We start from the raw sequence: 13,924 nt of genomic DNA, 5'->3' as shown, positions 1-13,924 counted from the left end.
TCACTTGTTAAGTTTCATGATTGTCTGCTAAGTGCTGCCCACAGACTCTCTTCTACGCCGGCAAGAAGTTCATCAGTTAAAGATAAATAGTCATTTTCAATCATTTCATATACTTCCATAAAGCTTCCAAATAAAATAGCAATGAGCGCATTTTCAGGAAGGTTTCTAATAATGCCTTGCTTTTGTCCTTCTCTGAAGAACGTGCAAACAAATTCCACCAGCTTTTGATAGGCTAAGCGACTCTCTTCTGTTAAAAAAGCTCCTTGACTATGAGTTTTAATAAAGCCAAGCGCACGAGGATGATTTTTAGTGAATGTCACCATACCTTCAAAGATATGATGAAATCCATCTCGATATCCTTCTCTTTCGTTAGCCAGGCCGCTTTCAATACACTGTAAAAACTCGTTTACATGCTGCTGAAACAGTTCGTTTACAAGGCTTTCTTTATTTTTAAAGTAGCGATAAATTGTTCCTGCTCCTACTTTGGCATTTTCTGCAATCATTGGCATCGTGGTTGCATCAAATCCTCTTTCTGCAAACAGCAGAAGCGAAGCAGAAAAAATCGCTTTTTGTTTTGTTGGAGTAGATTCCACTTTATCACCTCTTTCCAAAAACGGAATGAACGTTCATTCCGCTACAATTACAAGTATAAAAAACTGCTTCTTAATAGTAAAAAGATAACTAAACAAGTGGAAAGAAAAGGTTCTTTCACTCTAATTTTATACCATTTAAAGGTAAATAATGGAGTCTTTCAGAATATTTTATGCTTACAGAAAATTAGTCCACTTATCCCCTTTATTAACATAATTTAACACAATCTATTAAAGGAAGAAGTTTAAAGGAAAAGTAAGGTGGAAATAGAAAAGAGTTACACAAGGCGTAAAGGAGGATTAAAAATGAACCAAGCAAGAGTGATAGAATACGAAGAAATGCTTCGCTCAGCCATGCTTTCTAATAACGTAGAGTTATTAGAAGAATTACTTTCAGATGAGCTTATTTTTGTGAATCACTTTGGGCAATGGTTGTCAAAAGAGCAAGATATAAATGCTCATCGTTCAAAAAGTCTTGATATAGCGGGCATCGAAGTGTTGGAACAAGAAATTAAACTGTTTCAAGAACTTGCCGTTACCGTTACAAAAGTAGCGGTAAATGGGTCGCTGGCAACTGGTGAATCTATTGGAGGCGAATACTGCTATACGCGAATTTGGAAAGATGTTGAAGGAACATTAAAGGTTGTTTCTTGTCACTGCAGTTCTAGCGCATAATCAACGCTGCCATAATAAAAAACATCCCTTCTTTCATTTGCATTCGCAAAGAGGGATGTTTTTTGCTAGTTAAAAGATTTTCTTCCTGTCTCTGTCATCTTTTAAAATCTCCACGGCCTCACGGAAACGCTGTGAATGAACAATCTCTCTTTCTCGTAAAAATCGTAAGCTGTCGTTTAAATCTGGATCATCTGATATATCAATTAACCATTGATATGTAGCTCTTGCTTTTTCTTCTGCCGCTATGTCTTCATAAAGATCTGCAATCGGATCTCCTTTTGCCTGTATATACGTAGCTGTAAACGGAACGCCAGCAGCATTATTGTAATAAAGTGCACTATCATGGTTTACATAGTGTTCTGTCAATCCAGCTGCCTTCAGCTGCTCCGGCGTTGCATCTTTTGTTAGCTTATAAATCATCGTCGCAATCATTTCAAGATGAGCAAACTCTTCTGTCCCGATATCGTTTAGCAGTCCAACAACTTTATCGGGAATGGTATAGCGCTGATTCAAATAACGAAGTGCAGCTGCAAGCTCTCCGTCCGCTCCCCCGTACTGTTCCATTAAATATTTGGCAAGCGTTGGATTACACGTACTTACTTTAACTGGATACTGCAATTTCTTTTCATACACCCACATATAGTTCCCGCCTTTATCTGCTTATATTTGCCATGGCCAAGGGCTTGTTCCCCAGCTCCACTTCCCGTCGGTATAGCTGTTTCCATACTGCTGGAGCGGCCCGTACTTTGTTTCAAAGTTTCTTTTTAACTGCATAGCCTGCTGCGCGTATTCGTTAAACTGCTGCATAGCCTGCTGGTCATTTGGATGGGTATCTAAATACAGCGTTAATTCTACAAGTGCAAAATCAATCGCCTGTATTTCTTCTAAATCCTGATAGTACTCCGGAGGTAGTTTTTTCATTCTTCATCCCTCTTCTTATCTTTGTATGGATTTTCATAGTAGTCCCAAAAAGCCGGCCACAGCGTTCCTTTTTTTAGCGCTTCTTTCGGTGAAAACTGCTGCAGATTCGCGGGCTGAAATCCCATGTATAATTGAGGCGGCGTAGAATAATATTTAACTCCTATCGGCCGGCACGGATCATAGATACTGTGGAAAGGTTGATAGGTCTTAACCGGTGTAAACATCTTTTTTGGATTATTATCCATGAAAAGTCCTCCTCTAAAAACACACTCTGTTTTATCCTATTCAGTTTTTATCGAGTTCATGAAGGAATTCATTCCCGACTTAAGAACCAAACTTTTCTTCATAAAAAAGACCTATGTAAAAAAAGCTATAGTTGCCCAATCCCTTTAGGCAGCTTTCTCATACTTTATAAAATAGTGATTAAGAAAATAGAGGTGCTTAAAAAATGGACATTAATTACATGGATTTTTATTTTTACCCAGCACGATTTCCTGGACCTCAACTCCCGCCCGGTCCACCTAGACCACCAGGCGGTTTACCTACACCTGACCCGCAGCAAGCTCCAACTTCCCCTCCGCCGGCATTTATTCCAGCTCAGCAAACGGCAACTCCATTTGCTGTTGACCCGGGAGCCATTTCTCTTTGTCTATTCCGCAATACGTTCATATGGCTTAGAAACGGCTCTAGCTTCTGGTATTTCCCTATTTTTGTAGGACCGCGATCGGTTGCAGGATTTAGATGGAACGGACGTTTTTGGACCATTTTCGGTGTCGATACACGACAAATTGTTTCGTTTACGTGTTTTTAAACGTTAAGAAAAGAGATTGAGATATAAATAAATCAATACAATTTAAAGACGATAAAATTGAATACATGAACTAGTATCGGTGGCTTGTTACACTGCTGTTGATTTCCGTGCATGGCTTCGCTTTCCGCGGGCGGCCGGTGAGCCTCCTCGTCGCTTGCGCTTCTGCGGGGTCTCACCTGTTCCGCTTTTCCCGCAGGAGTCTTCGCCTTGCCCTCCAATCAACAGCTAGAAATAACTGAATAAATATATGAAGGCTATGTTCACCATACTAATAAAAAAATCCGAACGAGTTTGATTCTCCATCAAGAATCAAACTCATTCGGATCTTCCTTCAACTAACATATTTTTACCCCAGCCTCTTTTTTGCTTACTAGCTACTATTACACGATTGTTCTTATTCCAAAACCAATCAGCAGCACTCCGCTGCATCTCTGAAAAACTTTTTGAAACATCGGTTTTTTAAGCCATTTTTTCACGTAATCTACTACATACACTAAGATTAAAAACCAACCTACCGCTATGAGTGTAAGAATAAAACCAAGCATAAGCAGCTGCTGATTCGTGTGAGCATCCAAGTTGATAAACTGTGGCATGAATGTAATATAAACCAATACCGTTTTAGGGTTAAGAAAATTACTAAGAGCTCCCTGTATGTATGATTCTTTATAGGCGTGATTAGATGAAGGCTTAACAGCTTTTTCTTCTTCTGAAATGTGCTCCAATGAGAGCGTATTTTTTGTCAGAAATACCCTGATACCTAAGTAAAATAAATACGCGGCACCTATATATTTAATGGTGTTGAACAGATACACCGACTGCGCGATAGCAACAGACAAGCCAAGCACAGCAATTAACGTCCAAAACGTGAGGCCTGTAGCCATGCCGAGTATGGTAAAACGTCCTGCTTTTGCTCCGTGATGAAGCGTATTTTTCATGATAAGAATCGTATCAGCACCAGGTATCATTGACATAACCAGCGCCATCAGCATATAAGCAGCTAAATGATCCACAGCTCTTCTCTCCTTTTTAAGCTATTACTAGCATTCTGTTTTCTTTTCACTTTCAAAGATTTTCATGTATTGTTTTGGCGTTAGCCCCACCTGACTTTTAAAAAATCGAGTCAAATGACTTTGATCACTGAATCCAGTTAAAAAGGAGACGTCAATCGGTTTTTGTCCCTGTTCTAGAAGCTTTTTAGCCTGATTGATTCGAACTGTTTCTAAGTAGCTGTATGGAGAGATTCCTTTTTGCTTTGTAAAAGAGCGCAGCAGCCGGTATTTACTCCATCCAATTAGCTGACTTAATTCATCCAGCGTGATCTTGTTTGTATAGTTGTCTTCCAAATAGCTGCAGATTGTTTTGATTTCATCAGACGTGTCAACGGCTGATGAAAGAAAAGAAAGATTTGAATGATCCTGCATGAGCTCTTCTAGCAAATATAAAAATAACTCTTCTTTCTTAAACTCCCGTTCACCATTTAAAATTTGTAAATGAAGCTCTTTTAAACTAGAGACAGCCTCACTTCTTTGTACCACATTGCTGTTAAAACGCGGAAGACTTTCACTGCCGTTAATGTCAAAAACAGCTTTTTTCATCGCGTCTGGCGTTACGTTAATACAGCGATAATCAAGCGTTTTGCCGTCTATTTGTTCACAGCTATGGACATCATACGGATTAAACAGCAGCAAATCGCCTGGATTAATGATGTATTCTTTGCCTTGGCAGATTAAATGACGCTGACCTTCTTCAATAAATCCAATCACATAATACTCGTGAAAATGAGCAGGAAACTTTTGCATAATTCCTTTAAAACGGTAAGCTTCAATATGTAAATCAGCGTCAACGTGCGCTGTCCGAATTTCTTTTGCCATTAATAAATCACTCCTTGTCACATACTAAGCTTTTTAACCATACCATTGACTCGAGAATTTTTCTTGTATGATATTGCAGATAAGATTTTCTTTATTAACTTTATCCACTCACCCCTAAGAGTGATTTCTATTCTTTCCTCTAGTAATTTTCCGCTCAAATGATAAAATATAGACACATTTTATGGATGAAAGAAGGGATACCGTGAAATATAGACAAATTAAATGGCTGATTTTGCTTCTTCCAACTCTGACCATCGCACTTTGGGAGTATGTTCGCCATGCCTTTTTGCTCCCTTACATCTCAATGGACATGGGAAATGTTCTTTCTCCGCTGCTTGTCTTTTTTGTAACGCTTGTCTTTGTCCGCTATTTATTTTCTATTTTAGAAAAAATGCAAGAGGAACTAAGGCAAGAAAAAGAAAAGAAAGCTGCGCTTATTGAGCGTGAAAAATTAGCTCGTGAACTGCATGACGGCATTGCGCAGTCACTGTTTCTCCTATCTGTTAAAATGAACAAGTTCGGAAGAAAAAATAACTTAGAGCAGGATCCTGATTTTATCCGAATGAAGCAAACTCTGCAGCATGTTCATAACGATACGCGCCAAGCGATTACAAATTTAAAGCACTCTCCTTCAGACTCTTCAGAAAGCTGGACTGAAAGCATTCATCAATACGTCGATGATTTAACACATACTCATTTACTAGATGTCAATTTAGATTGGAGACTGTCAGAAACAACGCTTTCGAGAAAAGAAAAAAATGAGCTGTTTGCCTGTGTGAAAGAAGCTGCTATGAACGTCATTAAACATGCAAAAACAAATAAAATCTGGATTACAGCCGGTGAAACGGCCGGCGGATGGATTTGTGAAATTACAGATTTCGGTATAGGTTTCACCTCTGAATCTCTTAAGGCTGGTCTTGGTCTGCAAATTATGAAAGATCGTGCTAAAGATATGAACTGGGACTTTTCCATTCAACGAAAACAGAACCAGACCATTGTTAGTATTAAAAAGGAGGTTACGTAAATGCAGCCGTTTCGTATTTTGATTGTAGATGATCACGCTCACGCAAGAGAAGGCATTCGTGATATTTTAGAAGAATATGAAGATTTTATGATTGTTGGCGAAGGAACCAACGGGCAGGAAGCAATCGAACTAACCGAAAAATTAATGCCTGACATTGTGCTAATGGATATTAAAATGCCCGTGATGAATGGATTAGAAGCGACAAAACAAATTAAGCTTCAGTTTCCGTATGTTAAAATTGTGGTCATCACGGTTTCAGACGATATTACGGATTTGTTTGATGCGTTGAAAAAAGGAGCCCAGGGCTATTTGTTAAAAAACCTGCAGTCTGAAGTGTGGTACGACTATTTGCGTGCGTTCGCTTTAGATGAAGTTCCTATGTCAAAAGAAATTGCGTTTCAAATTTTAAAAGAGTTTCCGCAGGAAACATCGATTACAAAGCCAGACACTCCCCTGTCTGCACGGGAGCTTGAAGTGCTTCAATTAGTGGCTAAAGGACTGTCAAACCGCGATATCTCGGCGCAGTTATTTATTTCTGAACACACGGTAAAAAGCCATTTGAAAAATATTTTAAGCAAGCTTCATTTAGAAAACCGCGTGCAGCTGACAAGCTATGCGTTTCAAAATGGCTTAATGAACTAACAGCTTTTACGAGCTGTTTTTTTATCAGCACCTTTCTCTCATAAGTCCCAACAATCACTCTCAGGGGTGATGGCTAATTCTCCCTTTCCTTCTATAATAAAAGCACGTTAGTTAGTAAAAAGGAGGAAAAAACGATGCAGGAAAAGCGCGAAGAATCAGCGAGTACAACGAAAAAAAGCACGGCGCGTTCTCAAGGTCTATACAAAGCCATATGGCGCTGGCATTTTTATGCGGGTTTAATGTTTACTCCGTTTCTTCTTATATTAGCTGTTACGGGCGGGATGTATTTATTCAAGCCTCAAATTGAAGAAAAACTGTATCACGACTTCTATCATGTACAAGCTCAGTCACAGTCCGTATCCCCTTCAGCACAAGTACAGGCTGTAAAGGAAAAGTATCCAGACGCTGATGTGTTGACGTATAAGCCCAGTGATCTCTCTACTCGTTCGTCAGAAGTAGGAATTTCATTAAAAGACCATACATATACGATGTTTGTTAACCCTCACAATGGTCACATCATAGGAAAAGTAGATGATTCCAGTCGCTTGATGAATCAAATTGAAGAATTTCACGGAGAGCTGATGGCGGGAACAGCAGGTGATCGTATCGTAGAACTTGCGGCCTGCTGGGCAATTGTCTTAATTGTAACCGGCGCTTTTTTATGGTGGCCGCGCAAAAAAGACAAAATAAAAGGCGTGCTGATTCCTCGTTTTTCAAAAGGTAAAAACGTACTGATACGTGACCTTCATGCAGTACCGGCCTTTTGGATTTCAGCGGGGATGCTTTTTCTCATACTAACAGGACTTCCGTGGTCAGGACTGTGGGGCAATGCGTTTCAGCAAGTCGCCACAAACGCAGGTGTTGGGTACCCTCCGTCTATTTGGGTAGGCAGTGCTCCTACTTCAACCGTGCAAACAAAAGATGTTGCGGACGTGCCTTGGGGAGCTGAAACGTTAGAAGTGCCAAGCTCCACAGCTTCGCAATATACAAAAGTATCGCTTGATGACATTGTCACGATTGCAAAAGAACAGCATATGCACGACGGCTACACCATTTCTATTCCGCAAGACGCTCAAGGTGTGTATACGCTCTCTGTTTTTTCACCAAGAGCTCAAGATGAAGCAACCATTCACCTTGATCAATATACCGGAGCTGTGTTAGCCGATTATCGGTACGACAACTATGGATTTATGGGCAAATTGATTGCGCTTGGTATTACGCTTCATAAAGGCACACAGTTTGGATTTATCAATCAGCTTATGGGCCTTATTATTTGTATCGGAATTGCTGGTATCGCTATCAGCGGATCCTTACTGTGGTGGAAGAGAAAACCAGCTAAAAACATGGGGGCTCCTAAAGTTCCTGAAGGAAGTGCAATGCGAATCGTGACGTGTATAATCGTCGTGTTTGGTATCCTCTTTCCTTTAGTCGGACTGTCCTTAGTTATCGTGTGGCTTTTAGATTTCTTTGTTATCAAACGAATTCCAGCATTGAAGCGATTTTTAAACGCATGATTGATGAAACGATGTGAGGTGCAGTAACAATGAATAAATGGAAAATGTCCGGACTAGTCATACTCAGTACGCTTGTGCTTTCCGCGTGCTCCGTAAACAGTGACGCAGACCAGCTCTACAAGCAGCAAAAGCCTCTGTCGGCGCATGTGATGCTTCCTGAAAATATAGAGCCACAGAGCACACAGGTGTTAGAAGTCCATGTGATGCAAGAAAATAAAACGGTGGATGACGCCAAAAGCGTTCAGTTTAACGTGTGGAAAAAAGATGCTCCCGGTAAAGTTGAAACAATAAAGGCACATTATGACGGCAGTATGTATAAAGCAAAAGCAGCCTTTAAAGAGGATGGTATTTACTATATTAAAACCGATATTAATGCTCGCGGTGAGCACATCCTTCCTACTCAGCAAGTCGCAGTAGGCAAATTATCAAAAGAAGAGTTACGTTCACTACAGCCAGCTGAAAACGAAACGCATCATCACCACTCTCATCATTAGACATAAGCTCACGTTCAGCAGCTGAACGTGAGCTTATGTTTGTCTTATGAATTCTAGCTAGTTCCATTATATGTTTTTACATTTTTTTCTTATTACTTTACAATAAGAGTGATAAACGTTTTATAAAGGAGTTTTACAGGTTGAAAAAAATTGTTTCTGGTATTTTAATTTTAGTAATAGCCGTTATTGTTATGATTGAAGGAAATCCGTTAGAGCAGAACTCTTCAACGAATCCCTCCTACGATGAAGTCATTACCTTCCCTGCTGATCGTTACCCTGAAACTGCAGCGCACATTCAACATGCAATCGATAAAGGAAAATCGGCTGTTTGTACAATCGATCGAGACGGTGCTGAAGAAAACCGCCGTGAGTCTTTAAAAGGCATTGCGACTAAAAGCGGCTATGACCGAGATGAGTTTCCGATGGCCTTTTGTGAAGAAGGCGGAAGCGGCGCAGATATTGAATATGTAAAGCCTTCAGACAACCGAGGCGCCGGGTCTTGGATTTCACATCAAGTAGATGAGTTTCCAGACGGTACGAAGGTTTTAATTGAAGTGAAGTAAAAAGAATGGTCATTGCGACCGTTCTTTTTTTATGTTGAGAGCCTGTATAAGAAAAAGAATAAAAAAGGAAGAATTGTTCTTGCCTAAAGATACTCTTCACTTTTAAAATAAAAATGTATGTTATACATATATGCATCATCGTTTTATAGGAGGAATGAGTTTCTTGGACAATCTATGGCAGCAGTTACTTCCTGCCTCATGGCAATTAACTTTATTTATTTTCTTTTTTGTCTATATCTTGCGCTACAAACAAGAGAATAAATTCAGCATGCAGCTTCACGTGCTGCTTAAGTTTCTTTATGCCGTTATTTTGATTTTAAATGCGGTGTTGTTTTTAGTGGAAAGTCAGCGCGATTTTCTTTTTTATGCAACGCTTTTCATGAGTATCCTGACAATTATTTTGATGGAGTTCACGCTTTCTGCAAAAAAACAGAACGAGCTTGATTTTATTTCAGCCGTTTCTTGCTGTGTTCTTCCGATTTTTATTTCTTTACTTGAACTTAGTTAATGAACCAAAGGCCTCTGGTGATTCAGAGGCCTTTTTATGTTATTGATCTTTGTTGTTACGATCCATCATATCTTTTGGATCTTCTACAATATCTTCCGGATCACGGTTGTTGTCTTTTTCATCATCTTTATAGATGTTGTCATTTTTATCTACACCAGGTACGTTATTGTTGTTATTCATATTGTCTAAACCCGTGTTGACAAACGCCACGTATACTTTGTCAATTTTACTATCTGCTTCTCTCACACGGTCCGCAATTTTTTGCTCAAAATCAGTTGAAACTTCATGATAAGTATCGCCGTTATACGTTACGGTGTTCACCTTGCCGTTATCGTTGTTGTCCGCTGCGTCATTTCCAGCTAGGTCTACTGTTACATAGGCGTTGTTATTATCACGAAGCACATATGCATCATCAACTTCCTTCATATCTTCTACATTTTGCGCTGCTTCAACTGACTTGGTCGGCTGATCAGTATTATCCATTGGGATATTGTTATCAACTCCGTCGTTTGTAGAAGTGTTGCGTAAGTCATTTTGAGTATTGTCCATTGCGTTGTTGTCTTTATTTCCTCCGCACGCAGTTAGGCCTGAAAGGAAAAGAACCGAAGAAGCAATGATAAGTCCTTTTTTCATTTTTTCCATCTCCTTAAATATAGTTTGCAATCGTATTATGCTTAATTTTTGCAAAACTATTCAAAGCGAGACGGAGAAGTGACACACCATTTTTCTAAACATACCTAACACTGCTGGCAATACTAAGAGGAATTTTTAAGGTTGCAACTGTATTTATTCTCCTAACAGCTTTCGGACAGCTATTGACAGCGTGTTTATATGACGCTCTACGTTTGTCTCCTCTGCAGCTTGTTTCTGTCCATCTACGTTGTAGACCAGCGCTGGATTTTGCGTAATTCCGTTGATCGCTGTAGCCATAAAAGCTAGCAGGTCATCTGCTGGTACAGACGGAGAGAAATTCTTTACTTCTATTTGTTCCGTAATAAAGTCGTGAAGCTTTTTTTGAATATATTTAAGGTTTGATACTTCAACTAGCTGATCTTCAATTTTCATAAAACGCTGAGGGTCTTTTGAATACAACGCTACTAGTTCAAAGTAAATTTCTCCTCCTGCTGTCATTGATTCTTGGATATGCTCTCCAATATACATAATGAAATCATGCAGCATTTCAAAGGAGTCTTTCTTGGTCTGAAGCAGGGCTTCAATTTTATCTTTTACTTTATAGCTGACACTTTCTTGATTAAGAAGTCCGACAAATACTTCATCAAGGTTTGAAAAATATTTGTATACGCCTCCTTGACTCATTCCAGATTCCAGAACGATATCTCGCATGGCTACATCATGCACCGGTTTGCTCTTGCATACTCTTCTGGCGGCTTCTAAAATCTCTTGCTTCTTTTTTTCAGCGTATCCTTCCCTTACTTTTGGCATTTTTTTCACGCTCTCTTACTTTTTTATTTATTCCTGAATCTCTCGAGTGTATTAATAATTACCTGAGTTGCTTTTTCGGCTCCTTTTTCAGCTCGGATTTGCTTTCCGATTTCTTGTGCTTTGGATTGAATTTCATTAACTTGCGTATAGGAAATAGCTGCGGATAATTTTTCAGCCGTCAATTCTTTTCTCGGAATGGCTTTTGCTCCAGCTCCCAGCTCATAAATTTTTCTTCCCCAAGCGAATTGGTCATTTCCATAAGGAATAATAACACTTGGAACGCCAGCTCGAAGGTCTTCGGCTGTTGTTCCCGCTCCTCCATGATGAACAACGGCAGACATTTTAGGAAACAGCCACTCATGAGGGATATCTTTTACAAATAAAATGTCTTCTGTTATCTCCCTCGTGTGATTCATTCCACTTCCTCCTATATTGATGATACCTCGTTTCCCGGCAAGTTTTAAGGCTTTAATCACTAAAGCAGTCGTTTCGTCTGCGTTTTTTTTATCCCCAATACTTCCAAATCCAATATAAACCGGCGGTTCTCCATTCTTTAAAAATCTTTCCAGCTTCTCTTCCGGCTGATAGCTATGGTCACTGTCCATAAACCAATTTCCGTAGGAATGAACGTGTTCAGGCCAATCTTTAGATACGGAAAATACGGCGGGGCTTGATGAAATAATAGTTGGGTTAGCTGCTGTACGCTGCTTTGGGTACGGACATAAAAAATCTTCAGGTCCTTCTCCATACTGCTGAACCCAATATTTTTTTAAAGGACCACTTACTACTTTCCAAAATCCCCATTCAAAAATGCGATGCGTCAGCTTATTGTATATTTTCCCAAATCGTGGTCGATCATAAAAAATTAAAGCTGGATAGTCTTTTGTTGGTGTCATTGGAAAAGGGCTGGCTAAGATACTTGGTATATTCATCTCTTTAGCAGCAAAGTAACCAATTGCCGCACCTGGATGATATACAATTGCATCGGCTCCTTTGCATGCTTTGTGCAAATCTTCTTGTATATTAATCATCATACCCATCATCTTTTCATTTTTTAAGCTTGAAAAAAATTTGAGAGGATTGTCTGCATTAATTGCGTCGTCTGCTGCTCCGCTCTCTATAATTTTAGAAACATCTCCTCGAAGCATGGCATATTCAAACCCGTACGATTCTATGAAGTTTTGGTAAGCTTCTGAAGCGGCAATTCGTACACGGTATCCTTTCTTTTTTAGCTCTAATCCTAAAGCCATAAAAGGCTGGGTGTCTCCTCGAGTTCCTGTTGTTAACATCGTAATAAGCATCATTTCAGCCTCCTTATATTAAAACGACAACTATGTCGTTTTAATATAATGTACCCTTCCCCGATTAATTCGTCAATAAAAACGACAATATTGTCATTTTTATTGCTGTCCTTTCTTTTTCTAAGGCTCTTTTCGTAAAGTTACATAGTTGAATTTGCTTGTCTTAAGTCCAAAAACGCAACATAGATGTCTTTAATCATTGAGAAAGCGCCTCCTGAAAGAGTATTCTAAAGATAAATTCTCTCTTTATAAAGAATGAAAAAAGATGCTTCGTGTTTTAAACGAAGCATCTTTTTCTATTGCAGCTATGAATGCCTACCTACTTTTTTAAGTTAAACTGCTCGTGAAGCAGCTAATTTCTCTATTGGGGCTTGTTCAATGTCTTCTGCTGAAATATGCAGCAACTTTTCTAAAATAGCCGTTATGCCCTCATTTGTTTCATTACTTTTTTTGCAGTCATTAATATGCTGGTTTAATTGCTTTTTATAAGCCTCGGTATGAATGAGCCACTGACTTAAAAGCGCTTTTGTTGCCGTTCTTTCGTCTTCGCTTTTAGCTCCAAATAAACTTTCCATATCAGGTTCTTGAATAATTAGCTTACTAAAATCTTCGCTTACTGCAAGCCAAAAATAGTTTTTTTCGTATTCGTAATATCTGTGTTCTTTTAATAAAAAGTACCCGATTTCAAATTCAATGCGATAGAGCGGCTGGTTAACTTTCGGCGCATGAAGGCTTTTAAAGTTAATATGCTCTGCATCGTCTACATAAACTTCTGAACCGTATTGGGTTTTAATAATTTTAGCGTCTACTGTATTCATGATGTTTACCTCTTTAGGGATATTATGAGAGAACGCGTGCATTCTTTTTCTAGAATGCGCACGTTCTTTATCTTTTACTTAGTTTTGAACAGCGTTTTTCCAATCAGCCGCAAACTTTTCAATTCCTTGTTCGGTTAAAGGATGTTTAACAAGCTGCTCAATTACTGAATACGGAATAGTTGCAATATGAGCGCCGGCAAGGGCTACGCGTGTAACGTGGTCCGGATGTCTTACAGAAGCCGCAATGATTTGAGAATCGATATTTTGAATGCGGAACAACTCGGCAATTTTAGCCACAAGCTGTACGCCGTCTTCTGAAATATCATCAAGGCGACCAAGGAATGGAGATACATACGTTGCACCTGCACGGGCTGCTAAAAGAGCTTGGTTTACAGTGAAAATAAGCGTTACGTTTGTTTTTACACCTTTTTTAGCAAGGTAGCGAGTCGCTTCTAGTCCAGCGAGTGTCATCGGAAGCTTAATCGTAATGTTTTGATCTCCGCCGTTAATTTTGATTAATTCTTCTGCTTGCGCAATCATGTCTTCTGCTGTTTCGGCATCCGGCGTCACTTCTGCTGAAACGGATTCTACTTCTGGAACGGTTTTTAAAATTTCTTCAATACGATCTTCAAACTTTACGCCTTCTTTGGCAACAAGAGAAGGGTTCGTTGTAACACCAGATAAAACGCCCAATTTGTATGCTTTTTTAATATCGTCAAGGTTTGCAGTATCAATAAAAAATTTCATTT

At 39.3% G+C, this 13,924-nt stretch carries 20 protein-coding genes; 8 read left to right on the top strand and 12 right to left on the bottom strand.

Features of this window, described 5'->3' with window-relative positions; all coding sequences use genetic code 11:
- Positions 1 to 14 precede the first annotated feature (14 nt).
- Positions 15 to 593: a TetR/AcrR family transcriptional regulator gene (locus ACRPLQ_RS06395; protein WP_028414486.1), complete on the bottom strand. Its 579-nt coding sequence runs from the start codon at positions 591 to 593 to the stop codon at positions 15 to 17.
- 303 nt (positions 594 to 896) lie between these two features.
- Here ACRPLQ_RS06395 and ACRPLQ_RS06390 point away from each other — a divergent pair, with 303 nt between their 5' ends.
- The gene (locus ACRPLQ_RS06390) at positions 897 to 1,265 is read left to right on the top strand and encodes a nuclear transport factor 2 family protein (protein WP_165636482.1); all 369 of its coding nucleotides are present in this window, start codon (positions 897 to 899) and stop codon (positions 1,263 to 1,265) included.
- A gap of 69 nt (positions 1,266 to 1,334) precedes the next feature.
- Here the strand turns inward: ACRPLQ_RS06390 and cotJC are convergent, their stop codons facing one another.
- From cotJC to ACRPLQ_RS06375, 3 genes are read right to left on the bottom strand one after another with little or no spacing between them, the layout of a single operon-like run.
- Positions 1,335 to 1,904, bottom strand: a complete 570-nt coding sequence (gene cotJC, locus ACRPLQ_RS06385) for a spore coat protein CotJC (RefSeq protein WP_025751043.1) — start codon at positions 1,902 to 1,904, stop codon at positions 1,335 to 1,337.
- 21 nt (positions 1,905 to 1,925) lie between these two features.
- Complete coding sequence (locus ACRPLQ_RS06380; RefSeq protein WP_025751042.1) at positions 1,926 to 2,186, bottom strand: spore coat protein CotJB; 261 nt, start codon at positions 2,184 to 2,186, stop codon at positions 1,926 to 1,928.
- A complete protein-coding gene (locus ACRPLQ_RS06375; protein ID WP_033580510.1) occupies positions 2,183 to 2,431 on the bottom strand; it encodes a spore coat associated protein CotJA in 249 nt (82 codons plus the stop codon). Before ACRPLQ_RS06375 ends, ACRPLQ_RS06380 begins: the two co-directional genes overlap by 4 nt.
- A gap of 203 nt (positions 2,432 to 2,634) precedes the next feature.
- On the opposite strand from ACRPLQ_RS06375, the gene ACRPLQ_RS06370 reads away from it, so the two are divergent.
- Complete coding sequence (locus ACRPLQ_RS06370) at positions 2,635 to 2,997, top strand: hypothetical protein (protein WP_033580509.1); 363 nt, start codon at positions 2,635 to 2,637, stop codon at positions 2,995 to 2,997.
- An 87-nt stretch (positions 2,998 to 3,084) separates the two neighbouring features.
- Here the strand turns inward: ACRPLQ_RS06370 and ACRPLQ_RS06365 are convergent, their stop codons facing one another.
- The 3 genes from ACRPLQ_RS06365 to ACRPLQ_RS06355 form a co-directional block, all read right to left on the bottom strand.
- Positions 3,085 to 3,219 carry a hypothetical protein gene (locus tag ACRPLQ_RS06365; protein ID WP_260503752.1) on the bottom strand — a complete coding sequence of 45 codons (135 nt, stop codon included), beginning with the start codon at positions 3,217 to 3,219 and terminating at the stop codon, positions 3,085 to 3,087.
- Positions 3,220 to 3,377: 158 nt separating this feature from the next.
- The gene (locus ACRPLQ_RS06360) at positions 3,378 to 4,007 is read right to left on the bottom strand and encodes a LysE family translocator (RefSeq protein WP_028414490.1); all 630 of its coding nucleotides are present in this window, start codon (positions 4,005 to 4,007) and stop codon (positions 3,378 to 3,380) included.
- 27 nt (positions 4,008 to 4,034) lie between these two features.
- Entirely contained in the window at positions 4,035 to 4,868 is an 834-nt protein-coding gene (locus tag ACRPLQ_RS06355; RefSeq protein ID WP_432235810.1) for an AraC family ligand binding domain-containing protein, read from the bottom strand.
- 202 nt (positions 4,869 to 5,070) lie between these two features.
- On the opposite strand from ACRPLQ_RS06355, the gene ACRPLQ_RS06350 reads away from it, so the two are divergent.
- The 6 genes from ACRPLQ_RS06350 (at position 5,071) to ACRPLQ_RS06325 (ending at position 9,613) form a co-directional block, all read left to right on the top strand.
- Entirely contained in the window at positions 5,071 to 5,892 is an 822-nt protein-coding gene (locus tag ACRPLQ_RS06350) for a sensor histidine kinase (RefSeq protein WP_432235809.1), read from the top strand.
- Positions 5,893 to 6,534 (top strand): response regulator, encoded by a 642-nt coding sequence (locus tag ACRPLQ_RS06345; protein ID WP_033580507.1) that lies wholly within the window; start codon positions 5,893 to 5,895, stop codon positions 6,532 to 6,534.
- 134 nt (positions 6,535 to 6,668) lie between these two features.
- Positions 6,669 to 8,048: a PepSY-associated TM helix domain-containing protein gene (locus tag ACRPLQ_RS06340; RefSeq protein ID WP_432235808.1), complete on the top strand. Its 1,380-nt coding sequence runs from the start codon at positions 6,669 to 6,671 to the stop codon at positions 8,046 to 8,048.
- A 29-nt stretch (positions 8,049 to 8,077) separates the two neighbouring features.
- Positions 8,078 to 8,542, top strand: a complete 465-nt coding sequence (locus ACRPLQ_RS06335) for a FixH family protein (protein ID WP_099000378.1) — start codon at positions 8,078 to 8,080, stop codon at positions 8,540 to 8,542.
- Between the two features lie 140 nt (positions 8,543 to 8,682).
- Positions 8,683 to 9,105 (top strand): NucA/NucB deoxyribonuclease domain-containing protein, encoded by a 423-nt coding sequence (locus ACRPLQ_RS06330; RefSeq protein ID WP_047750471.1) that lies wholly within the window; start codon positions 8,683 to 8,685, stop codon positions 9,103 to 9,105.
- Positions 9,106 to 9,268: 163 nt separating this feature from the next.
- Positions 9,269 to 9,613, top strand: coding sequence for a DUF1516 family protein (locus ACRPLQ_RS06325; protein WP_028414497.1), 345 nt, complete (start codon positions 9,269 to 9,271; stop codon positions 9,611 to 9,613).
- Between the two features lie 39 nt (positions 9,614 to 9,652).
- Here ACRPLQ_RS06325 and ACRPLQ_RS06320 read toward each other — a convergent pair whose 3' ends face one another.
- The 5 genes from ACRPLQ_RS06320 to fsa form a co-directional block, all read right to left on the bottom strand.
- Positions 9,653 to 10,246 (bottom strand): hypothetical protein, encoded by a 594-nt coding sequence (locus ACRPLQ_RS06320; protein ID WP_033580502.1) that lies wholly within the window; start codon positions 10,244 to 10,246, stop codon positions 9,653 to 9,655.
- Between the two features lie 153 nt (positions 10,247 to 10,399).
- A complete protein-coding gene (locus ACRPLQ_RS06315; protein ID WP_432235807.1) occupies positions 10,400 to 11,056 on the bottom strand; it encodes a TetR/AcrR family transcriptional regulator in 657 nt (218 codons plus the stop codon).
- A 23-nt stretch (positions 11,057 to 11,079) separates the two neighbouring features.
- Positions 11,080 to 12,357, bottom strand: coding sequence for a glycosyltransferase (locus ACRPLQ_RS06310; protein ID WP_432235806.1), 1,278 nt, complete (start codon positions 12,355 to 12,357; stop codon positions 11,080 to 11,082).
- A 332-nt stretch (positions 12,358 to 12,689) separates the two neighbouring features.
- Complete coding sequence (locus tag ACRPLQ_RS06305; protein ID WP_098627549.1) at positions 12,690 to 13,175, bottom strand: hypothetical protein; 486 nt, start codon at positions 13,173 to 13,175, stop codon at positions 12,690 to 12,692.
- Positions 13,176 to 13,253: 78 nt separating this feature from the next.
- Positions 13,254 to 13,922, bottom strand: coding sequence for a fructose-6-phosphate aldolase (gene fsa / locus ACRPLQ_RS06300; protein WP_013083988.1), 669 nt, complete (start codon positions 13,920 to 13,922; stop codon positions 13,254 to 13,256).
- Between the last annotated feature and the right edge of the window lie 2 nt (positions 13,923 to 13,924).

It is taken from the genome of Priestia sp. TRN 1309 (genome assembly GCF_050846875.1).
Lineage (GTDB): Bacteria > Bacillota > Bacilli > Bacillales > Bacillaceae_H > Priestia > Priestia zanthoxyli.
The sequence above is the reverse complement of the archived record's forward strand: the minus strand, read 5'-3'. Positions and strand labels throughout refer to the sequence as shown.